Annotated in this window: 19 protein-coding genes; 8 read left to right on the top strand and 11 right to left on the bottom strand. The window is 58.5% G+C overall.

The window, feature by feature from the left end; all coding sequences use genetic code 11:
* Nucleotides 1-132 precede the first annotated feature (132 nt).
* The 3 genes from QMK54_RS27090 to QMK54_RS27080 all read left to right on the top strand — a co-directional run bounded on the left by QMK54_RS27090 (nt 133) and on the right by QMK54_RS27080 (nt 2,833).
* Nucleotides 133-1,569: a cytochrome ubiquinol oxidase subunit I gene (locus QMK54_RS27090; protein ID WP_110657142.1), complete on the top strand. Its 1,437-nt coding sequence runs from the start codon at nt 133-135 to the stop codon at nt 1,567-1,569.
* Nucleotides 1,570-1,572: 3 nt separating this feature from the next.
* Nucleotides 1,573-2,580: a cytochrome d ubiquinol oxidase subunit II gene (gene cydB, locus QMK54_RS27085; RefSeq protein WP_320401614.1), complete on the top strand. Its 1,008-nt coding sequence runs from the start codon at nt 1,573-1,575 to the stop codon at nt 2,578-2,580.
* 85 nt (nt 2,581-2,665) lie between these two features.
* Nucleotides 2,666-2,833: a DUF2474 domain-containing protein gene (locus QMK54_RS27080; protein WP_110657140.1), complete on the top strand. Its 168-nt coding sequence runs from the start codon at nt 2,666-2,668 to the stop codon at nt 2,831-2,833.
* A gap of 64 nt (nt 2,834-2,897) precedes the next feature.
* Here QMK54_RS27080 and QMK54_RS27075 read toward each other — a convergent pair whose 3' ends face one another.
* Nucleotides 2,898-4,022 (bottom strand): methyltransferase, encoded by a 1,125-nt coding sequence (locus tag QMK54_RS27075; RefSeq protein ID WP_110657138.1) that lies wholly within the window; start codon nt 4,020-4,022, stop codon nt 2,898-2,900.
* 175 nt (nt 4,023-4,197) lie between these two features.
* Nucleotides 4,198-4,911, bottom strand: coding sequence for an autoinducer binding domain-containing protein (locus QMK54_RS27070; RefSeq protein ID WP_110657137.1), 714 nt, complete (start codon nt 4,909-4,911; stop codon nt 4,198-4,200).
* A gap of 305 nt (nt 4,912-5,216) precedes the next feature.
* Between QMK54_RS27070 and QMK54_RS27065 the strand changes: the two genes are divergently transcribed.
* Complete coding sequence (locus QMK54_RS27065) at nt 5,217-5,993, top strand: ferredoxin--NADP reductase (protein ID WP_110657135.1); 777 nt, start codon at nt 5,217-5,219, stop codon at nt 5,991-5,993.
* A 44-nt stretch (nt 5,994-6,037) separates the two neighbouring features.
* Here the strand turns inward: QMK54_RS27065 and mscL are convergent, their stop codons facing one another.
* On the bottom strand, nt 6,038-6,451 hold the full coding sequence (gene mscL, locus QMK54_RS27060; protein ID WP_110657133.1) for a large-conductance mechanosensitive channel protein MscL: 414 nt from the start codon (nt 6,449-6,451) through the stop codon (nt 6,038-6,040).
* 641 nt (nt 6,452-7,092) lie between these two features.
* On the opposite strand from mscL, the gene radA reads away from it, so the two are divergent.
* Nucleotides 7,093-8,460 (top strand): DNA repair protein RadA, encoded by a 1,368-nt coding sequence (gene radA / locus QMK54_RS27055; protein ID WP_008066110.1) that lies wholly within the window; start codon nt 7,093-7,095, stop codon nt 8,458-8,460.
* 129 nt (nt 8,461-8,589) lie between these two features.
* Here radA and QMK54_RS27050 read toward each other — a convergent pair whose 3' ends face one another.
* A complete protein-coding gene (locus QMK54_RS27050; RefSeq protein WP_110657131.1) occupies nt 8,590-8,958 on the bottom strand; it encodes a PilZ domain-containing protein in 369 nt (122 codons plus the stop codon).
* Between the two features lie 160 nt (nt 8,959-9,118).
* Between QMK54_RS27050 and QMK54_RS27045 the strand changes: the two genes are divergently transcribed.
* The 3 genes from QMK54_RS27045 to yjiA all read left to right on the top strand — a co-directional run bounded on the left by QMK54_RS27045 (nt 9,119) and on the right by yjiA (nt 12,488).
* Nucleotides 9,119-11,185, top strand: coding sequence for a carbon starvation CstA family protein (locus tag QMK54_RS27045; RefSeq protein ID WP_223594631.1), 2,067 nt, complete (start codon nt 9,119-9,121; stop codon nt 11,183-11,185).
* Between the two features lie 15 nt (nt 11,186-11,200).
* A complete protein-coding gene (locus QMK54_RS27040) occupies nt 11,201-11,398 on the top strand; it encodes a YbdD/YjiX family protein (RefSeq protein ID WP_007895266.1) in 198 nt (65 codons plus the stop codon).
* Nucleotides 11,399-11,516: 118 nt separating this feature from the next.
* Entirely contained in the window at nt 11,517-12,488 is a 972-nt protein-coding gene (yjiA, locus tag QMK54_RS27035; RefSeq protein ID WP_320401613.1) for a GTPase, read from the top strand.
* A 90-nt stretch (nt 12,489-12,578) separates the two neighbouring features.
* On the opposite strand, the gene QMK54_RS27030 is transcribed toward yjiA, so the two are convergent.
* The 7 genes from QMK54_RS27030 to QMK54_RS27000 form a co-directional block, all read right to left on the bottom strand.
* Complete coding sequence (locus QMK54_RS27030; protein WP_110657126.1) at nt 12,579-13,268, bottom strand: GntR family transcriptional regulator; 690 nt, start codon at nt 13,266-13,268, stop codon at nt 12,579-12,581.
* Nucleotides 13,269-13,293: 25 nt separating this feature from the next.
* Complete coding sequence (locus tag QMK54_RS27025; RefSeq protein WP_110657124.1) at nt 13,294-13,998, bottom strand: FadR/GntR family transcriptional regulator; 705 nt, start codon at nt 13,996-13,998, stop codon at nt 13,294-13,296.
* A gap of 67 nt (nt 13,999-14,065) precedes the next feature.
* The gene (locus QMK54_RS27020; RefSeq protein ID WP_110657122.1) at nt 14,066-15,379 is read right to left on the bottom strand and encodes a C4-dicarboxylate transporter DctA; all 1,314 of its coding nucleotides are present in this window, start codon (nt 15,377-15,379) and stop codon (nt 14,066-14,068) included.
* A gap of 289 nt (nt 15,380-15,668) precedes the next feature.
* Nucleotides 15,669-16,208, bottom strand: coding sequence for a hypothetical protein (locus tag QMK54_RS27015; RefSeq protein ID WP_320401612.1), 540 nt, complete (start codon nt 16,206-16,208; stop codon nt 15,669-15,671).
* Nucleotides 16,209-16,313: 105 nt separating this feature from the next.
* A complete protein-coding gene (locus QMK54_RS27010) occupies nt 16,314-16,865 on the bottom strand; it encodes a hypothetical protein (protein WP_320401611.1) in 552 nt (183 codons plus the stop codon).
* 250 nt (nt 16,866-17,115) lie between these two features.
* Nucleotides 17,116-18,369, bottom strand: a complete 1,254-nt coding sequence (gene glyA / locus QMK54_RS27005; protein ID WP_110657115.1) for a serine hydroxymethyltransferase — start codon at nt 18,367-18,369, stop codon at nt 17,116-17,118.
* A gap of 223 nt (nt 18,370-18,592) precedes the next feature.
* Nucleotides 18,593-22,441, bottom strand: coding sequence for an EAL domain-containing protein (locus QMK54_RS27000; protein ID WP_320401610.1), 3,849 nt, complete (start codon nt 22,439-22,441; stop codon nt 18,593-18,595).
* Between the last annotated feature and the right edge of the window lie 49 nt (nt 22,442-22,490).

Raw genomic sequence — 22,490 nt, 5'->3', positions numbered from 1 at the left:
AGGCCAGACTCCCTGCGTTGTGATGCGTGCAAAAAAAAAAGAACAAACAGAGATTCGCCACACTCCATACCCGTGGGGGCCGTGGGTGCAGGCTTCCAGCCAGCAGCCGTACTACCTGACAGAGGAAGACTTATGTTCGGTTTAGAGGCACTTGATCTCGCCCGAATTCAGTTCGCGTTCACCATCTCGTTCCACATCCTGTTTCCGGCCATCACCATCGGCCTGGCGAGTTACCTGGCGGTACTCGAAGGCCTGTGGCTGAAAACCCATAACGACACCTACCGTGACCTCTACCATTTCTGGTCGAAGATCTTTGCCGTCAACTTCGGCATGGGGGTGGTTTCCGGCCTGGTCATGGCCTATCAGTTCGGCACCAACTGGAGCCGCTTTTCGGACTTCGCCGGTTCGGTAACCGGGCCTTTGCTGACCTATGAAGTGCTCACGGCATTCTTCCTCGAGGCCGGGTTCCTCGGCGTCATGCTGTTTGGCTGGAACAAGGTCGGGCGTGGCCTGCACTTCTTTGCCACTGTGATGGTGGCCATCGGTACGCTGATCTCGACCTTCTGGATTCTCGCTTCCAACAGCTGGATGCAGACCCCGCAGGGCTTCGAGATCGTCAACGGCCAGGTCATCCCCACCGACTGGCTGGCGATCATTTTCAACCCGTCGTTCCCGTACCGCCTGATGCACATGGCCACGGCGGCGTTCGTTGCCACGGCGTTTTTCGTCGGTTCCTCCGCGGCCTGGCATTTGCTGCGCGGCAAGGACAACCCGGCGATCCGCAAAATGCTCTCGATGGCCATGTGGATGGCATTGATCGTCGCGCCGATCCAGGCGGTCATCGGTGATTTCCACGGCCTCAATACGCTTGAGCATCAGCCGGCAAAAATCGCCGCGATCGAAGGCCACTGGGAAAACAAGGGCAACGAAGCGACTCCGCTGATCCTGTTCGGCTGGCCGGATATGAAGGAGGAGAAAACCAAATTCGCCGTCGAGATCCCGTATCTGGGCAGCCTGATCCTCACGCACTCCCTGGATAAACAGGTGCCGGCGCTCAAGGAGTTCCCGCCTGAAGACCGGCCGAATTCGACCATTGTGTTCTGGTCGTTCCGGATCATGGTGGGCCTGGGTTTCCTGATGATCTTCACCGGCCTGTGGAGCCTGTGGCTGCGCAAGCGTGACACCCTCTACACCTCGCGGCCGTTCCTGTACCTGGCGTTGTGGATGGGGCCGTCCGGCCTGATCGCGATCCTCGCCGGCTGGTTCACTACCGAAATTGGCCGTCAGCCGTGGGTGGTCTACGGCCTGATGCGCACGGCGGATGCGTCGTCCAACCATAGCTTCATGCAGATGAGCATCACCCTGATCCTGTTTGTCGTGGTCTATTTCGCGCTGTTTGGCGCCGGTCTTGGCTACATGATGCGCCTGGTGCGCAAGGGGCCGAAGATCGACGAAGGCAAGGAAACCAACGACGGAGGTCCCGGCCAGAAACGCACACCGGCCCGTCCGCTGTCCGCGGCCGACGACGATCACGCCGATGCCGGCCACAGCCTGACCAAGGAGATTTGAATCATGGGTATTGATCTTCCGCTGATCTGGGCCGTGATCATCATCTTCGGCATCATGATGTACGTGGTCATGGACGGTTTCGACCTGGGCATCGGCATTCTCTTCCCGTTCATTCCGGGCAAGACCGATCGCGATGTGATGATGAACACTGTCGCCCCGGTCTGGGACGGCAACGAAACCTGGCTGGTGTTGGGTGGCGCGGCGTTGTTCGGCGCGTTTCCGCTGGCCTATTCGGTGGTGCTCTCGGCGTTGTACCTGCCGCTGATCCTGATGTTGATCGGGTTGATCTTCCGCGGCGTGGCCTTTGAGTTCCGCTTCAAGGCCCGGGACGACAAGCGTCACCTGTGGGACAAGGCGTTCATCGGTGGCTCGGTTACCGCGACATTCTTCCAGGGTGTTGCGCTCGGCGCATTCATCGATGGGCTGCCGGTGGTCAATCGGCAGTTCGCCGGTGGCTCCCTGGACTGGCTGACACCGTTCACGATGTTCTGTGGCGCGGCGCTGGTGGTGGCCTATGCGTTGCTCGGTTGCACCTGGCTGATCATGAAGACCGAAGGCAAGTTGCAGGAACAGATGCATGACCTGGCGCGGCCTTTGGCCTTCGTGCTGCTGGCGGTGATCGGCGTCGTCAGCATCTGGACCCCGTTGGCCCACACGGACATCGCCGCACGCTGGTTCACCATGCCGAATCTGTTCTGGTTCATGCCGGTGCCGATCCTGGTGCTGGTGACGATGTACGGCCTGATCCGCGCCGTGGCCCGCAACGCGCACTACACGCCGTTCCTGCTGACCCTTGTGCTGATCTTCCTCGGCTACAGCGGTCTGGGTATCAGCCTGTGGCCGAACATCATCCCGCCATCGATCTCGATCTGGGATGCCGCCGCGCCGCCGCAAAGCCAGGGCTTCATGTTGGTGGGCACGCTGTTCATCATCCCGTTCATCCTGGGCTACACCTTCTGGAGCTACTACGTGTTCCGCGGCAAGGTTACCCATGAAGACGGTTACCACTAGCCCTGTGCACCACGAACCTGTAGGAGCGAGCTTGCTCGCGATGGCGTCGGATGCGACGCCATCAATCTTGAAGAGGATTGACGTTATGGCCGCCAAACACACCCTGCACGACATCGAAGAAGCCGAAAAAAAGCCGCTGTGGCAGCGGCTCGGCTGGTTGGCCCTGATCTGGGTCGGCAGCGTGGGCGCCTTGTTCATCGTCGCCAGCCTGATGCGCCTGTTCATGAACGCGGCCGGCCTGACCACGCACTGACATCCCTCCCGTAGCCTCAAGGCACGGATTTACGACCCTCCGACCGGAGGGTTTTTTTTGCCTGTTATTTGCGCGCCTTGAGGATCACGAATTTAGGATTGGCTGCCACTTGCTCGACGCCACGGAACAATCGCGCCAGCTTGCTGTGGTAACCCAGATGACGGTTACCGACGATGTACAGCGCGCCACCCACGACCAGCGCTTCGCGCGCCTGCTGGAACATCCGCCAGGCCAGGAAGTCGCCCACCACTTGTTGCTGGTGAAACGGTGGATTGCACAGTACGACGTCAAGCGATTGCGGTTCCTGGCCGGCCAAGCCATCGCCGGCACGCACGAGCACTTCCCGTTCACCCAAGGCTGCGCGCCAGTTTTCGGCGGCTGATTGCACCGCCATGAACGACTCGTCCACTAGCGTGTAGTGGGCCTCGGGGTTTTTCAGGGCGCTGGCGATGGCCAGGACGCCATTGCCGCAACCGAGATCGGCAACCCGCGCCGAGCCGAGATTTTTCGGCAGGTGTGGCAAAAATGCCCGTGTGCCGATATCCAGGCCTTCGCGGCAAAACACATTGGCGTGGTTGAGCAGTTCGATGGCCGGATCGTCGAGCCTGTATCGCGTTGGGTAAGGCGACACAGCAGGGGTTTTGTCTTCAGCCGCGGCAATCAATAGCCGCGCCTTCTTTACCGCCAGCGAGGCTTGCACGGGGCCGATGTAACGCTCCAGCAAGTCGCCCGCTGCCCGGGGCAGATGCTTGATCATGGCGGCGGCAATCACTTGGGCGCCGGGTGCCAGTTGGCCTTGCAGGCGGATCAGCTGCTCCTCCAGCAGTGCCAGGGTTTTCGGCACACGGATCAGCACCCGGTCAAACGGCCCGACCAGGGCCTCGCTGGCGGGGACGCTCGGCACCGCATCAAACGCCAGGCCGTTACGCACCAGGTTCTTTTCCAGGCCCTGGAGTGCCAGGAACGAATCACCACTGCTGACCACCCGCATTTTGCCCGCCAGGCTGGCCGCCAACGCGCCGAAGCTGTCGTTGAGCACCAGCACCCGGGTGTCAGCGGTGGGCTGCTGTTCAGCCAGGTAATCGAGCAGGTATTCATCGGCCGCATCGAAAGCTTGCAGCGGTTCGTTCTGCTGTTCGGGCTGGCGGATCAGGTCGAGGCTGGCGAAGGGTGTTTCGAGCAAAGGCATTGGGCGGGGCTCTGGGTAATCAACGGATGTCCCGCTGCCTGTAGGCGTTGGTGCGGGCGGAACCGTCCGAGTGTATTGCGCCGTGAAGGTCGGCACGCCAACACTCAGGAGGGACCGCAAATGGTACGTTTTTTTTGCCTGGATTACCCGCAGGTTTTCCCTCGGTGGGGTGCTTTCAGATGGCCCCGGAACGGGCTGCGGCGAGGACTGCCGCAATCTTGTTGTTTACGCCGAGCTTCTCGATAGCCCTGTGCACATGAAAGTTGACCGTGCGTTCACTCAAACTGAGGATCCTGGAAATTTCATAGGCTGTCTTGCCATCGGCCGAGAGTTTCAGGACTTCGAGTTCCCGCCGCGACAAGGGGGGAACCTGGGGGCGAAGTGCTTTTTTCGGTTGCATCCCAAGCGCCAGAGCGTGCAAGTGGCGACTGATGAACACTGAGAATCCAAGGTTTTCGTACAGCTCGTAGGCTGAAATCGGGCAGTGGCTTCTGGCCAGGCTGAGAATGCTGTTCAGGCCGGTTTCCTCATCGTGGATCGCCTGGGACCAGCCATGCTGCAAACCTTGTTGCTGCAACAACTGCCATAGCCAGGGTGTCCTGGAAAAAAGCTCTTCACTCCAGACAACAGGAAACATTGAGTGATTGCACTGCGCCATTATCGGGTCTATTCGCGTGTCATTATTCTTTTCATATTGAATGTTCCACTCAGGGGGGAAATTGTTCAGGCTCACCGGGTTCGCGTCGACCCCGACTGAATTAGAAGTAATTGAAAACCCACAGAATTTATATCCAAGGTTTCTGGCAAAGTTGAGCGCGATTCGATAGGCAGTATCAATCTCTTGTGTATGGGCTAATTGCTTAAGCTGTGACTCCTTCCAGATCTCCATGGGGGAATTCTCCATTAGCGTAGCTTGTTGGTGCATTTTTTGGATCCGAGATCCGGCACGTCAGGAAGTGTAGGACAGTTCCTACGGAGTTGGTGCAACAATTTTGCTCTTTTGACTATTGGAAAAGTGTGCTTAAGGTTCTTAGGCATATAGGAGTTTTAAAATGCCATATGTCATTTAACAATGATGATTGTGTGTGGAATTTAGTGAGCGATCACTTGTGCCTATCAATGCCACTACAATTTGTCTGTGTTTATGCTGCCGTCTTTGCGGGACACTGGGGCATCTTTTGATTGGAGCCTTCCATGTCCGTCAGTGAAGAAAAATTTACGCGCCAGACCTTGCTCGAGGTTCATCCGTTGACCCCGAACCTGTTTACCCTGCGCGCCACGCGGGATGCCGGGTTTCGTTTTCGGGCGGGGCAGTTTGCCCGGTTGGGCGTGACCAAGGCTGACGGCAGCACGGTATGGCGCGCCTATTCCATGGTGTCCTCGCCCTATGACGAGTTCCTGGAGTTCTTTTCCATTGTCGTACCGGGTGGTGAGTTCACCAGTGAACTCAGCCGCTTGGGCGTCGGCGATACATTGCTCGTCGACCGCCAGGCCTTCGGCTACCTGACACCGGACCGTTTCGTCGATGGGCGCGACCTGTGGCTGCTATCGACCGGGACCGGCGTGGCGCCGTTCCTGTCGATACTCCAGGACTTCGAAGTCTGGGAGAGATTCGAGCGGATCATCCTGGTCTACAGCGTTCGCGAATCACGGGAACTGGCTTACCAGGAGCTGATCGCGGGGCTGACGCAACGTGAGTATCTGGCGCAATACGCAGACAAGCTGCAATTCATCGCCACGGTCACTCGTGAACAGCATCCTGGCGCATTGAACGGGCGGATCACCACGCTGATTGAAAGCGGCGAACTGGAGCGCGCCGCCGGTGTTGCGCTGACGCCTGAGCACTCACGGGTCATGCTGTGCGGCAATCCGCAGATGATCGATGACACGCGCAAGCTGCTTAAACAGCGGGACATGCACCTGAGCCTCAGTCGGCGACCCGGCCAGGTGGCGGTGGAAAACTTCTGGTAAGAAAAACGGCGCCTCAAAGGCGCCGTTTTTTTATGCTGATGCAGTCAGGGCCGGTTGTTTTGGGCCTTGAGCAGATCGCGGATCTCGCCCAGCAACTCTTCTTCCTTGGTTGGAACCGGCGGCAGGCTAGGGGCCACGGCCTCTTCGCGCTTCAGGCGGTTGATGGCCTTGACGCCCATGAAGATCGCGAAGGCAACGATGACGAAGTCGAGGATGGTCTGGATGAATTTGCCGTAGGCCAGCACCACCGCCGGAGTGGCGCCCTCCGCTGCCTTGAGCGTTATGACCAGATCACTGAAGTCCACGCCACCGATCAGCATGCCGATTGGCGGCATGATCAGGTCACCGACAAACGACGTCACGATCTTGCCGAAGGCCGCACCGATGATGATGCCGACGGCCATGTCGACCACGTTGCCTTTGACCGCGAAGGCCTTGAACTCGTTTAACACGCCCATAGGTTATTTCCTTGTTACAGATGAGGTTGATGAACGCAGTGTAAATCAGCAAATCGCATCCTGCATGAAACAACTGCCTGCTGTGCTTGCCTGCAATCGACCCGGGTGGTGTTGAAAAATTCACCGATTGATCTCATCCGTGGGGGTGACCAGGTCTTCCAGAGTGGTTCGCGTACGGTGTTTTCTTCAGCGCAATGGCTTCGTTTGTGTGAGTCGAAAGTCCATTCTTGAATCGGGAGGGTTGAAGTTAATCGGGTAAGTGGTAGCCGGAAACTGTTTTGAAAATTAATTGCAGTTAGAGTGGCGGTTAACTGTTCGGTTAATCTGGAAGTTGGCTAATTCAGTTTCGTGCTACTCAGGGTTAATAATTGAATTTTGTTTGGGTATTGTCGGAGTTGTGCAATAAGTACGTATGTGAGTAACGGTTGTACAACTTTTCAAGTCGGGCGATGAGGCGTAGCGCCATAATTTGTTGGGTATGTTGAGTAAAAAACTTATACAGGTTTTTTGTAAGGTGAATGTATTTGAATATACCTGAACTAGATGAAGGCTATTTGAAATCACCCAAGGGGTTTCAAAATATCTGGCCGCACTCGTGTCCCTCAGCTGAGCTATCATCGCATTTTTTTCCGGGAGTTCCGATGGCCAAGGCCAAGCGCATGTACGGCTGCACCGAGTGCGGCTCAACCTTCCCCAAATGGGCCGGCCAATGCGGTGAGTGCGGGGCCTGGAACACCCTCACCGAAACCATGGTGGAAAGCGGCGGGGCTGCAGCCCCCAGTGGTCGTACCGGCTGGACCGGCCAGCAGGCGCAGATCAAGACTCTGGCCGAAGTCAGTGTCGAAGAAGTTCCACGCTTCTCCACCGCTTCCAGCGAGCTCGACCGGGTTCTGGGTGGTGGTCTGGTGGATGGTTCGGTGGTGCTGATCGGTGGCGACCCGGGCATCGGCAAGTCGACCATACTGCTGCAAACCTTGTGCAACCTCGCCAAGAGCATGCCGGCGCTCTATGTCACCGGCGAGGAGTCCCAGCAGCAAGTGGCCATGCGTGCGCGGCGCCTGGGGTTGCCCCAGGATCAACTGCGGGTCATGACCGAAACCTGCATCGAAACCATCATTGCCACCGCCCGCCAGGAAAAGCCCAGGGTGATGGTGATCGACTCGATCCAGACGATTTTTACCGAGCAACTGCAATCGGCACCGGGCGGCGTATCCCAGGTGCGTGAAAGCGCTGCGTTGCTGGTGCGTTATGCCAAACAGAGCGGTACGGCGATTTTCCTGGTCGGCCACGTCACCAAGGAAGGCGCGCTGGCCGGCCCTCGCGTGCTGGAGCACATGGTCGACACCGTGCTGTATTTCGAAGGTGAGTCCGACGGGCGCCTGCGTCTGCTAAGGGCGGTGAAGAACCGCTTCGGTGCCGTCAATGAACTGGGCGTGTTCGGCATGACCGACAAGGGCCTGAAAGAAGTCTCCAATCCATCGGCGATTTTTCTGACTCGCGCTCAAGAAGAAGTCCCGGGCAGTGTGGTAATGGCCACATGGGAAGGTACGCGGCCGATGCTGGTGGAGGTTCAGGCATTGGTGGACGACAGTCATCTGGCCAACCCGCGCCGGGTCACACTGGGCCTGGATCAAAACCGGTTGGCGATGCTGCTGGCGGTGCTACACCGTCACGGTGGCATTCCGACCCACGATCAGGACGTATTTCTCAACGTGGTCGGCGGGGTCAAGGTACTGGAAACGGCGTCCGATCTGGCGTTGATGGCGGCGGTGATGTCCAGCTTGCGCAACCGGCCGTTACCCCACGATCTGCTGGTGTTCGGTGAAGTCGGGCTTTCCGGCGAGGTGCGTCCGGTGCCGAGCGGTCAGGAGCGTTTGAAAGAGGCTGCCAAGCACGGCTTCAAGCGGGCCATCGTGCCCAAGGGCAATGCGCCGAAGGAGGCGCCGGCAGGATTGCAGATCATTGCCGTGACTCGACTGGAGCAGGCCTTGGATGCGTTGTTCGAATAGCTTCAGGTAAATACACAACCCTGTGGGAGCGGGCTTGCTCGCGAAAGCGGTCTTTTATTCAACATTGATGTCGACTGACACGATGCCTTCGCGAGCAAGCCCGCTCCCACAGGGGGGATTCGGGGATGGCTAGATCTCGATCAGGGCGCCCAGCTCTCGCTCGAGCTCGGCCTTATCAGCCAGGTTGAGCTCGATCAATCGCCGCAGGCGTTCGATGGATTCCAGGCTGATGTGCAGGCAGACAAAACCGAGTTGGCCGTGGTCATCGTGGGCCAGTTGCACATCCATGATGATGTCGACGTCTTCGCTCAGATGAATGTCGACCAGAAAATCCTGCTGCGCATTGCCCAACCACGGATCGGGTCGCTCGATCAGTAACCCCTTGAGCGACAGATCAATCAACGTCACCGGCCAGGTGGACTCACCCTGACTCAGCTCGGTTCGGGCATCGAACGCAATACGTTTGAAGCGGCGACGTTCGGCTGGGTGCTCGCTCATGGCGCGATCCTCGTAGATGTACGCTGACTATAGACCCGCATTCTTCAAGGCTGCCAGCGGGGGCAGGTGGCTAGACCAATGTCGGGCTATGGCCTTTGCCGTCAGGAGCGCTAAACTCGGGGTGGCTGTCTTTCTTGTCCACTCTGGCTGGAATAATAAAATGAAAAATAATAATAGCCCGCTACGCCATTTGCCTTGGCTGCTGTTGGCAATCATAGGTGCGTGCGCCCTGGGTGTCGTGGCATTGCGCCGGGGCGAGGCAATCAACGCCTTGTGGATTGTGGTCGCTGCCGTGGCCATCTATCTGGTTGCCTACCGCTATTACAGTCTGTTCATCGCTAACAATGTCATGCAACTCGACGCGCGACGGGCCACCCCCGCTGTGCTCAACAATGACGGTCTGGACTACGTGCCGACCAACAAACACATTCTTTTCGGTCACCACTTCGCGGCCATCGCTGGCGCGGGGCCGTTGGTCGGTCCGGTCCTGGCGGCGCAGATGGGCTACCTGCCCGGCACGCTATGGATAATCGCCGGCGTGGTGCTGGCCGGTTCGGTGCAGGACTTCATGGTCCTGTTCATGTCCACCCGCCGCAACGGTCGGTCCCTGGGCGACATGGTTCGCGAGGAAATGGGCCGCATCCCCGGCACCATCGCGCTGTTCGGTTGCTTCCTGATCATGATCATCATCCTCGCGGTGCTGGCCCTGATCGTGGTCAAGGCCCTGGCCGAAAGCCCCTGGGGCATTTTCACGGTGATGGCGACCATCCCGATCGCGATGTTCATGGGCGTGTACATGCGTTACATCCGCCCGGGTCGTATCGGTGAAATCTCCGTCATTGGCGTGTTGTTGCTGCTGGGCTCGATCTGGCTCGGCGGGCAGATTGCCGCGGATCCGGTGTGGGCCAAGGCGTTCAGCTTCACCGGCGTACAAATCACCTGGATGCTGATCGGCTACGGTTTTGTCGCGGCAGTGTTGCCGGTGTGGCTGATCCTGGCACCCCGTGACTACCTGTCGACCTTCCTGAAAATCGGCACCATCATCGCGTTGGCCATCGGCATTCTGATTACCATGCCCGAGCTGAAAATGCCGGCCCTGACCCAGTTCATCGATGGCACCGGCCCAGTATGGAAGGGCGGGCTGTTCCCGTTCCTGTTCATCACCATCGCCTGTGGCGCGGTCTCGGGTTTCCACGCGCTGATCTCTTCCGGGACCACGCCGAAACTGCTGGATAACGAAACCAACGCCCGCTACATCGGTTACGGCGGCATGCTGATGGAGTCGTTCGTGGCCATCATGGCCATAGTCGCCGCATCGGTGATCGAACCGGGCGTGTACTTCGCCATGAACAGCCCGGCCGCCGTGGTCGGCGGGGATGTGGTGGCGGTAGCGACGGCGGTCAGCAACTGGGGCTTTGCCATCACGCCGGAAGCGTTGCAAGCAGTGGCCCACGACATCGGTGAAACCACCATCCTGGCCCGTGCCGGCGGTGCGCCGACCCTGGCGGTGGGGATCGCGCAGATCCTGCACAGTGTTCTGCCGGGTGAAAACACCATGGCGTTCTGGTACCACTTCGCGATCCTGTTCGAAGCACTGTTCATCCTGACCGCAGTCGACGCCGGTACCCGTGCCGGTCGTTTCATGCTCCAGGACCTGCTCGGCTCGTTCGTGCCGGCCCTGCGTCGCACGGAATCCTGGACCGCCAACCTGATCGCCACCGCCGGTTGTGTGGCGATGTGGGGTTATCTGCTGTACCAGGGCGTGATCGATCCACTGGGCGGCATCAACACCTTGTGGCCGCTGTTCGGTATCTCCAACCAGATGCTGGCCGGCATCGCGCTGATGCTCGGCACCGTCGTGCTGATCAAGATGAAGCGCCAACGCTACATCTGGGTAACCCTGGTGCCGGCCGTATGGCTGTTGATCTGCACCACTACGGCGGGCTTCATCAAGCTGTTCGATGCCAACCCGGCGATCGGTTTCCTGTCGCTGGCCAAGAAATACAGCGATGCGCTGGCCAATGGTCAGATCCTCGCCCCGGCGAAGGACATTACCCAGATGCAGCACGTGATCTTCAACGCCTACACCAACGCAACGCTGACTGCGCTGTTCCTGTTCGTGGTGTTCAGTATCCTGTTCTATGCGCTCAAGGTCGGTATTTCCGCCTGGGGCAGCAAAGAACGTACGGATAAAGAAGCGCCATTCCAGGCGCTACCGGAAGCGTGATCGAGGATTTGCACCATGTTCAATGACCTGAGTCGTCTCGGTAAATACCTCGGTCAGGCCGCGCGCCTGATGGTCGGCATGCCCGACTACGACAACTACGTCGAGCATATGCAGACTAAACACCCGGACAAACCGGTGATGAGCTACGAGATGTTCTTCCGCGAACGTCAGGAAGCCCGTTACGGTGGCAAGGGTGGGCCGAAGTGCTGTTGAAACAAACCGCTTAGGCATCACCTCTGTAGGAGTCGGCTTGCTGGCGATAGCGATCTTCGGGACGCCATCGCCAGCAAGCCGGCTCCTACAGTCTTTTCTGCGCCCAGGAGACCTTATTTTGTCAGTCCCTATACCTGTCACGATCCTCAGCGGCTTCCTCGGCGCTGGTAAAACCACGCTGTTGCGTCACCTGCTCAAGGCCGAACACGGCCTGAAAATCGCCGTGATCGAGAACGAATTCAGTGATGCCGGCATCGATACCCAGTTGTTGGGCGACGAGCCAGTGCAAGTGATGACGCTGTCAAACGGCTGCGTTTGCTGCACCATTCATACGGACCTGACCAAGGCGCTTTACTTGTTGCTGGAGCGCCTGGACCAGGGCGACATAGCGTTCGACCGGCTGGTGATCGAATGCACCGGCCTGGCCGACCCGGCACCGGTGGCGCAAACCTTCTTCATCGACGAAGAACTGCGTGAACGCTATATCCTCGACGGCATCATCACCCTGGTCGATGCCGCTCATGCTGATCTGCACCTGACCCAGACCATCGCCCAGGCACAGATCGGTTTTGCCGACCGCCTGCTGGTGAGCAAGCGCGATCTGGTGGACGAGCCGACCTTCACCGCGTTGAGCGAGCGCCTGACCCGCATCAACCGTCGCGCGCCGATTCGCGTGGTCGACCACGGCAGGATTGACCTGGCCGAATTGCTCGACGTGCGTGGTTTCAACCTCAATGCCGATCTGGGTGGCGGGGTAAGTTTGCGTCCGGTGAGCAAAGCGCCGTCTATCGACCGCATTTCCAGCCTGGTGTTGCGCACTGATAAACCGCTGGATATCGACAAGCTCAGCGAGTTCATGAACGAGCTGCTGGAGGAGCACGGCAAGCAGTTGCTGCGCTACAAAGGCGTGTTGAATATCCTCGGCGAATCGCGTCGCATGGTCTTCCAGGGGGTGCTGAAGCTTTATGGTTTCGACTGGGATACCGAGTGGGCGGAAGGCGAAGCGCGCGAGAGCGTGATCGTGTTCATTGCCGATGACTTGCCGGAAGAAAAGATTCGCGAGGGTTTTGCGCGGGTGGCGGCGGATTAAAGTCAGAAATTGCAGCGAGCCTTAAACCGCCATCGCGAGCAGGCTCGCTCCCACATTTGAAGTGCAATTGCCTGTGGGAGCGAAAGCGCACTAACCTGCGGCACAGTTTTGGCCCAGTGCCGATGCAGGGCTCAGCAACAAATCTTCCAGATAATCCAGATGCCGGTTGAGCGCGACTTGCGCCGTCGCGGCGTCTCCTTGCTCCAGTGCATCCAGAATCTCCATGTGCACTTGCTCCACGCAATAATCCTTCTGCTGCAGATCAAATTGCGCAATCGCCAACGAAGTCAGTGGTACCAGGCTCTCAAGAAAATGCGCTAGCGGTGCATTCCCCGCCATGTGTGCCAACTGCAGATGAAACTCTCCCGACAAACGAATCGCCCGGCCACGCTCGGCGCATTGACGCTCGTTTTCGACCAGTGTCCGCAGGCGCTTCAAGTCTTGCGCGCAGGGGCGCTGACAGGCCAGCCGCACCAGCATGATCTCGGCCAGACGCCGGGCATGCAGGGTCTGCCGGGTCTGCTCGGCATCAAGCTCGGCGACGCGGGGGCGATGGTTGACTCGAAGGATGATGATCTGTTGATGGGACAATCGCGTCAGGACATCACGCATGTCGCTGCGCCTTGCACCGAACATCTGCGCCAGGCTTTCTTCGGTAAAGCGACTGGCCGAATGGATGCGCAGTTCGAAAATGGCATCGAGGACCCGCGAATACAGATCATCCACCGAAGGGCGGACGGGCAGGGTAGCGAGCGTTTGTGGCGAGGCGAAGCTGTTCATGGCCAATCTCCAGTTCGAAGAGGTTTCAACTGCCAAAGTTGTCTTCCGGAATGTTCAGCTCGATGCCCATCCGCTGACCTTCCCGAAGAATGTGCCGGCGCATCTCGGCGCTGGCCAGGGCGCTGTTCTTGCTGCGGATCGCCCGCACCACGGCTTCGTTTTCTTCAAGGCGTTCAGCCAGATGCTCTGGGGAATTACGCAACACTTCGGCGCTCTGCTTGAGGGCATTGCTGGTTTGCTGGACCACGCTCTGGAAGATCGGGTTGGATGTCAGCGTGAACAGCTCTTCGTGGAACGCGATGTAGGCGCTTACGCCGGCTTCACTATCGTTGGCCTCCAGGGCTTCGCGCATGTCCATCAGGGTCAGGCGCAGTTGCCCGACTTCCTTGCTGCTGATGGACTGCGCCACGAGGCCGACGATGAACGGCTCAAGGGTATAGCGCAGTTGCAGCACATCCTCCAGGCTCGCCGCGGCCACTGCGCTTTCATGCGCCTGGCTGTCGGCGAGATTGGCCTCGAGCACCACTACGCCTTTGCCCGGCATCGAGCGCACCAAGCCCAGGGTTTCCAGGACGATGACCGCTTCGCGCAGGCTCGGGCGGCTGATGCCCAGTTGTTCGGCCAGTTCGCGTTGCCCCGGCAGCATTTCGCCGGAGCGCCACTGACCGCGGGCCAGTGCGGCCCGAAGTTTTTCTACGACTGAATTCACAACGGTCGAGGTGGTAATCACTATTCGCTCCATGAGCATCTGTAACGGTTATTGACCGTGCCTGCCCGGGAGCAGGCACGGCGATTATTCAAAATTCCTGCTGATGCGCCGGGGTCACGGGTTTTCGCGGCTGGAAGGTATAACCCACCTGGCCGGAAAGTACCTTGTTCGCCCGTTGCACATCGATGTCCTTTTCCCAGCGGGCGATAGCCACGGTAGCCACACAGTTGCCGATCAGGTTGGTCAGCGCCCGGCCAATGCCCATGAACCAGTCCACGGCCAGCACCAACACCAGACCTACCACCGGAATCGCCGGAATGGCCGTCAGGGTCGCCGCCAGGATCACCAGCGCCGATCCGGGAATACCGTGCGCGCCCTTGGAGGTGATCAACGACACCAACAGAATCGTCAGCAGGTCGGTCATGGCCAGCGGTGTGCCGGTGGCATTGGCAATGAACACGATGGCCAGGGTCAGGTAGATCGAGAAACCGTCTAGGTTGAACGAGTAGCCCGTTGGAATGACCAGCCCGACCGTCGAACTGCCGATGCCCAGGTGTTCAAGCTTGCGCATGATTTGTGGCAGCACAGCGTCGGACGAAGCGGTGCCCATGACGATCAGCAGTTCTTCGCGCAGGTACTTGAGCAGCGGCCACATTTTCAAGCCAGAGAGGCGCATCACCAGGCCGAGAATCAGGCCAACGAAGGCCACGCAGGTCAGGTAGAACAAGCCGACCAGGCTGCCCAGGTGCTGCAGGGAATCCAGGCCATATTTGCTGGTGGTGAAGGCTATCGCACCGAACACGCCGATCGGCGCCAGACGCACGATCATGCCCATGATGCGGAAGATCACGTGGCTCAGCTCATTGATCAGCCGGGAGATGCCCGACGCAGCTTCACCCACCAGATTCAGCGCGCTGCCGAACAACACTGAAAACAGCAGGACCTGCAGGATATTGTTATCGGCAAAGGCGCCAAGCACCGAGGTCGGAATCAGGTCCATGAGGAACTGCGTGGTGGTGTGCATGTGCTGGCCCCGCTGGGCGATGTCGCCCATATCGGCCGCGGAGAGCTGCTCCAGATGAATGTTCGCGCCACTACCGATACCGGTGCTGAAGGCGAATACCAGACCAATCACCAGCGCAATGGTGGTGAGGACTTCAAAGTAGATCACCGATTTCAGGCCGATACGGCCGACCTTCTTCAGGTCGCCGGCACCGCTGATGCCGCTGACCACTACGCAAAACACAATCAAGCCAATGAGCATTTTGATCAGCTTGATAAAACCGTCACCGAGCGGTTTGAGCTGAGCGGAGTATTCGGGAAGGGTCAGCCCGCAGACGATGCCGAGCACCAGTCCGAGAACCACTTGGAGGAAGATTGAACGCGAGCACCATCTGAGCATGGGAGGAATCCTGGTCGGTGTCCTGGCTGCCGTGCGCAGGGCGCATCGACTTCAGGACTTAATTATTGTGGTCTTACCGGTATGTCCAGTGCAGGTGGAGTCTAGGCGCTATTTTTGGCTGTTCGCAAGTGGAAATTGCATAATTGGCATGACCGGTCTTACCAGTTGGGTTGGATACCCCGACCTTGAGCCTTTTGGGAGGCTGGAATTTTTCCCGGGCAGAAAAAAACCGGCCATCGCTGACCGGTTTTTTAAAATCATGCTCTCACAGAGCATTCAATCGACGGTCTTATAGAGAGACATTACGATTGATGATTTTCAGATCGAAGAAGACAAGTTTGCCGCGTCGTTCTTTGTCGGTAAAAATCGGAAAGTTTGGTGACTCGCCATAGGTCAGTACCTCTCGACGCTGTGGACCGGTATGAAGGCGGATGTTGTTGACTTCGTCTGGCAGGTCGTCCAGTTTTGCACTATCGCCCTGGCTGTTAATGATGCGAAAGTAAGTAGGGTCATTACCTTCAAAAACCGACAGGTTACGCTGTTCGCCTTCCATGCTTACATTGTTTTTGAAGTTTCCGTCACGATCTTCAATTTTGATAGTGTAGACGTCGTCGTGATAGGCGAAGAGAAACGTTTCTGGGGCAACGTCCTCCGCGTAACTCAGAAGAACGTCTCCGTAAATGTCGAGTTTTTTCTCGAGGATAGCCTTTTCACCATCATTGAAGTCGGGGGACTCCAACATTTTCCGAATGACTTTGCCTGCTAGGGCAACCGGCTTTTTATCGACGAATAGTTGAGCGGTGAACGATTGGTTATCCATGTTTTGCATGACACTTATCTCTTCCTTGATTGGGAAAGTTAATATTGTTGCTGTTATAAGTTGCGAGGTTTATTGAACACAGTGCACCGACAATTCCTTGCGTGCGTTTTGTACTTATAACCAAGATGCATCACTGGGGTTGCGCTCAATGATTTTCAGTTTGAAAACCAGAGGGGTCCCGATGCGGCTTGGATTATCGGTCAGAACCGGGAAGCTGGGTGGTCCGGAATAGGACTTAACTGGCCGACGTTGTGGGCCGGCGTAAAGATAGATTTCGCTGATTGCGTCCGGAATTTCGTCCATTTTTACAACATTGCCGGAGCTGTTGATGATGCGGAAGTAAGTGGGGTCATCTCCTTCGAAGATGCTCAAATTACGAGCTGCACCTTCCATGCTTGCCGTTGCCTGGTAAAGACTATTAACGCCTTTAATCCGGATGGTGTATACATCGTCATGATAGGCGAAGTAGAAAGTTTCGGGTGTTACACCTTCGCTGTAGCTAAGTTCCAGTGGGTCGTCTTTGCGAGCGTTACGATGAAACTCGTGCCAGCCTTCTCCAGTGTCCGGTTCTTCAAGAAGTTTGTTTATAACCTTTCGAGCCGTGGCAATAGGCTTGTTATCGACAAAAAGTTGGGCGGTGAACGATTGAGTTCGATCTGTGAACATGATTTTAGTCTCTTCCTTGATGTATGAATAACCCTCGTATTTGTGGTGAGCGAGTCGGGTTATTCGTTGCTTGTCAGGGACGAGACTATCATCAGGGGTTAAAATCCGGATTTTCGGTGTGTTGCAAAATTTTAAATTTTATTCGGTGCTGTTGTCTGTGAGGAAGTTACAGTTTTGGAAGTTGTAAGTGACGGGCATAAAAAAACCGGCACAAGTGCCGGTTTTCTTAGCTGTGATTTAGCGGGGCTTATTAAGCGCCGTATACCGGCAGCTTCTTGCAGATAGCCTTGACCTTCTCACGAACGGCGTCGATCACCGCTTCGTTGGAAAGATCTGCCAGGATGTCGCAGATCCAGCCGGCCAGTTCCTTGCACTCTGCTTCCTTGAAGCCGCGAGTGGTCACAGCCGGAGTGCCGAAGCGCAGGCCGGAGGTGACGAACGGGGAGCGTGGGTCGTTTGGCACGGAGTTCTTGTTCACGGTGATGAACGCTTTGCCCAGAGCGGCGTCAGCATCTTTACCGGAGATTTCCTGCTTGATCAGCGACAGCAGGAACAGGTGGTTCTGAGTACCGCCCGACACCACGTCGAAGCCGCGCTCGATGAACACGCTGGCCATGGCCTGGGCGTTTTTCACCACTTGTTGCTGGTAGGTCTTGAACTCAGGCTGCAGCGCTTCCTTGAAGCAGATCGCTTTAGCGGCGATCACATGTTCCAGCGGGCCACCCTGGGCGCCCGGGAATACCGCGGAGTTCAGCTTCTTCTCGATGTCGGCGTTGGCGCGAGCCAGGATCAGGCCACCACGTGGACCGCGCAGGGTCTTGTGGGTGGTGGTGGTCACGACGTCAGCGAATGGAACCGGGTTCGGGTAGACGCCAGCGGCGACCAGGCCGGCCACGTGGGCCATGTCGACGAACAGGTAAGCGCCAACCTTGTCGGCGATTTCGCGGAAGCGCGGGAAGTCGAGGATCTGCGAGTAGGCAGAGAAACCAGCCACGATCATTTTTGGCTTGTGTTCAACCGCCAGGCGCTCGACTTCGTCGTAGTCGATCAGGCCATTGGCGTCGATGCCGTACTGGATGGCGTTGTACAGCTTGCCGGAGGACGAAACGCTGGCGCCGTGGGTCAGGTGACCACCGTGGGCCAGGCTCATGCCCAGGATGGTGTCGCCAGCCGACAGCAGGGCCAGGTAAACGGCGCTGTTGGCTTGCGAGCCGGCGTGCGGCTGAACGTTGGCGTAGTCGGCACCGAACAGCTCTTTGGCGCGATCGATCGCCAGTTGCTCGACGATATCTACGTACTCGCAACCACCGTAGTAGCGCTTGCCCGGGTAGCCTTCGGCGTACTTGTTGGTCAGTACCGAGCCTTGAGCTTCCATCACCGCAGGGCTGGTGTAGTTTTCCGAAGCGATCAGCTCAATGTGCTCTTCCTGGCGCTGAGCTTCTTGCTCCATGGCGGCAAAGAGATCGGCGTCGTACTTGGCAATAGTCAAATCACGGCTGAACATGGCGGTCCTCAAGGATCGGGGGCGGAAAAGGGGGGCATTCTACCCCAACGGGTTTTGGAAGGCATATGAAACGGCATCATGTCGCAGACAAGTGGGCTTCATGACCTGATATGCGGTGTCTGTGGTGGCCCCTTCGCGAGCAAGCCCGCTCCCACATTTGAAATGCTATCCCCTGTGGGAGCGGGCTTGCTCGCGAAGAGGTCAGCAAACTCAGCGCAACGCTTCAATCGAACATAAAGAGCGCATCATTGCTGAACTGCCCCTCGAACCGCCCCGCCGGCATCGGCCGCCCGAACAGGTAACCCTGCACCTCGTCGCAACCGTGCTCCCTCAGGAAGTCCAGCTGCTCTTGGGTTTCCACACCCTCGGCGATCACCGCCAGATTGAGGCTGTGGGCCATGGCGATGATCGCCCGGGCGATCTGCGCATCCTGTTCTCCGGATGGCAGGCCATCGACGAAGGTGCGGTCGATCTTCAGTACGTCGATCGGGAATTGCTTGAGGTAGTTGAGCGATGAATAACCGGTACCGAAGTCGTCGACGGCAATGCTCAGGCCGAGGTTTTTCAGGCCGTCGAGGATCTGCATCGCCTCGCTGACTTCGCGCATCAGGATACTTTCGGTCAGTTCCAGCTCCAGGCACGCCGGCGGCAGGCCGGTTTCCCTGAGGATGGTGGCGATTCGCGTGCCGAGCTGGCCATCGGAGAACTGCCGCGCCGAGATGTTCACCGACACCTTCGGCACCCGTACCCTGGCCTGATGCCAAGCCTTGAGTTGGCGGCAGGCTTCGCTGATCACCCAGTCGCCGACATCCACCACCAGACCGAGCTCTTCGAGCACCGGTATGAAGTCCCCCGGCGGCACCAGCCCGCGGCGTGGATGACGCCAGCGCAGCAGTGCCTCGGCGCCGGTCAAACGTTTGCCATCGCCACTGAATTGCGGCTGGTAATACAGCACGAATTCGTTCTGTTCCAGGGCGTGGCGCAAGTCGCTTTCCAGTTCCAGCCGCTCCAGGGCGCTGGCGTTCATGTCCGCCTGATAGAACTGGAAGTTGTTCTTGCCACGCTCCTTGGCGTGGTACATCGCCGTGTCGGCGTTCTTCATCAACTGGCTGAGCTCGTTGCCGTCCTGCGGGCTCAGGGCGATGCCGATACTGGCCGTGACAAAGAACTCGCGGCCTTCGAGTACGAACGGTTTCACCAGACTGGCGAGAATCTGTTCGGCCACATGAATGGCCCGGTTCAGGGCGATTTCGCGGTTGGCTCGCGGTTGCAGGAGCAAAGTGAACTCGTCGCCGCCCATGCGCGCCACGGTGTCGTCATCGTCGACGCAACCGAGCAGGCGCGTGGCCATTTCCTTGAGCATGCGGTCGCCGGCGGCGTGGCCCAGGGAGTCGTTGATCGGCTTGAAGCGATCGAGATCGAGGAACATCAGCACCACCCACGACTTCTGCCGCTCGGCCGATTGCAGTGCCGTGTGCAGGCGATCCTGGAACAGCGTGCGGTTAGGCAGGTGGGTCAGGGCGTCGTAGTAGGCGAGGCGGTGAATCCGCTGCTCGCTGGCCTTGCGTTCGCTGATGTCGCTGAAGAAACACACATAACTGGCCAGGTCGCCTTCATCGTCGAGCACGGCGGTGATCCCGACCCAGGCCGGGTAATGCTCGCCGTTACGACGCTTGAGCCAGACTTCGCCTTCCCAGGTGCTGTGCTGGCCCAATTGTTTGAGTACGTAACGCAGATGGGCTTCCTGCTGGTCGTCGACGGTCAGCATGTTCGGCAACTGGTCGAGCACCTGCTCCACGGCATAACCGCTGACACGGCTGAAGGCTTCGTTGGCCTGGACGATGTAGCCGGCCGGGTCGGTGATCAGGATCGCCGAGGTCGAGTGTTCGAATACCGTGGCGGCCATGCGCAAGTCTTTTTCGGCCCGGCGTTGCTGGCTGATGTCGCGACCGACGCCCAGCACGCCTTCGAATGTCCCGTGCTCGTCCCAGACCAGCACCAGGCGCAATTCGATCGGAATCTTGCGCCCGTCGGCCCGCAGGCAGTCGAACAGGAACAACTGGGTTTGCACCTGGCTGCGTAACAGCGCCAGTTGGTCAGGCTGATCCAGCGCCTTGCTGACCCGATCCATCAGGTGATAGATGCCGGTCAGTTGTTGCGGGTTGGCGATGGTCGATTGCCAGCCGTTCTGGAAAATCCATTCGGCGTCGTAGCCCAACACGGCTTGCACCGAAGGGCTGACGTAATTGAGGTTGAGGCGGCTGTCGGTGGAGAAAATCACGTCGCTGATGCTTTCTGCGAGCATCCGGTAGCGCTGCTCGCTGTCACGCAGCGATTCGCTGGCTTCGATCTGGTCGGTGATGTCCTTGGCCACGCCGATGATCCGAGTGACCTGGTCGTCCTTGTCCCGCGCCAGTGCCTGCTCGCGAATCTCGAAGCGTCGCCACTGGCCGTCGCGATGGCGGAAACGCAACTGGCACTGCATCAACTGGCGATAACCGGCCTGGCGCTGGACCTGGCGGGAACGATGGTAATAGTCGGCGTCTTCGGGGTGCAGGAGGATTTCCCAGAAGTATTCGCCCATCTGGTGCAGCTCGGTGCGGTTGTAGCCCAGGGTCTGGCCCAGATGGTGGTTGCTGAAGATCATGCGCTGGCTGATCACATCCTGCACATACAGATGATCCGGTACCGTGCGCACCACATCTGACCAGAACCCTTCGCGCTCCAGCAATGACAGCTCGATGAGCTTGCGGCTGGTGATGTCGGTGATGCTCAGGATCACCGCTTTATAGTCGTCCTGGGTTTGCGGCAGGCGCAGCACCAGCCACAGGTGCTGGTCGCGACCGCTGGCATCCTGCAGTTTGATTTCCAGCTCAAGCTGTTGCTGCTGGTTGAGTACCGCGTCGAGTACCTGTTTGCCGATGGCGGTGCCGTCCTGCGGGTTGCCGTCGATCAGGAGTTTCCAGGCCTTGTCGGCGTTATCGACATTAAGCAGTTGCAGCGCGACCTGGTTGACTTCGGTGACCCGCAGTTCCTGCAACAGTTGCCGACGTTGTCCCGCAACCGCCAGCCATGTTTTCAGTTGCTCACTGTCCTGCAATTGCGCCTTGTCGAACATGTTCTTGAGCCCGGACATGTCGAGGACGCACAGGGCCACGCCGGTGCCTTCGAAAATGTCCTGGTAACGTCGACGCCCTTCATTCAATTGGCGCTGACGCCGGCGCATGTTCAGCAAGGCGAGGAATGGCAGCATGGAAAACGCCAGGCCCAGCAGGCATTTGCCGATGAACGCCGGCAGCAGCTCTTCCAGCACGTGTTGACGGTCGAACAAGCCACGCAGTTGCCAGTCGCTGCTGCTCAACGGAACCGTCAGCACACTGTTGGCGATATCGTCCTCGGTCAGCGTGCCCGGATTGATCGCGGGCTGCGCTTCGTCGCGGCTGATGATCTGATGATTGATGCGGTTCTCCACCAGCCACATCGGGCGGCCACCGGCCTCGCTTTGCTTGGTCAGGGACGAAAAGAAGGTGGGTGTCAGGCGCAAGGCCCAATAGCCTCGGGAACTGCCGCTGGCCTGATGCAACAATAAATGCACCACGGAGCCATCGGTGCCATTGCTGAAGTAGTGCGCCTGGGAGTGGCTGCGGCGCACCAGTTCGACCAGGTAGTCGCTGTCATCGTTTTCGGGGGCGCTGTCACTGATGACTCTTCCCGATGGGCTGAGCAACGCCAGGCTGCGCAGATCAGGCAGCGACTGTTGCAGCTTGCGCAGCAGGGCCTGCATTTCATCGGCGCCCTGCGGTTGCTCGACGATCGGCAACAGATTGAGGGCGATCTGCGCGTTGAGCGCCATGTTCAGGCTGACCTGCGCGGCCAGGTCGGCGGTGTAGTCGATGGTGTACTGGCGCTGGTTTTTCTGGGTTTCGCGCAACTGGTCGAGCAACTGCCAGAACAGCAGGGCCAGCAGTAACAACACGAGTGTCGCCAATGTGCCCTTCAAGGTCCCGCGCAGGGGCGAGCCGGGCGCTGTGGCCGGCGCGCTGGAAGTCAGTGGCGGAGGAACATTGGACAAGCTGTCATCCTGCGGTTTGGCTGGACTGGCGCGACGTGCACTATAAGCC

This window comes from Pseudomonas sp. P5_109 (assembly GCF_034009455.1).
GTDB lineage: Bacteria > Pseudomonadota > Gammaproteobacteria > Pseudomonadales > Pseudomonadaceae > Aquipseudomonas.
Note: the sequence above shows the minus strand (reverse complement) of the source record. Positions and strands in the feature narration are given on the sequence as shown.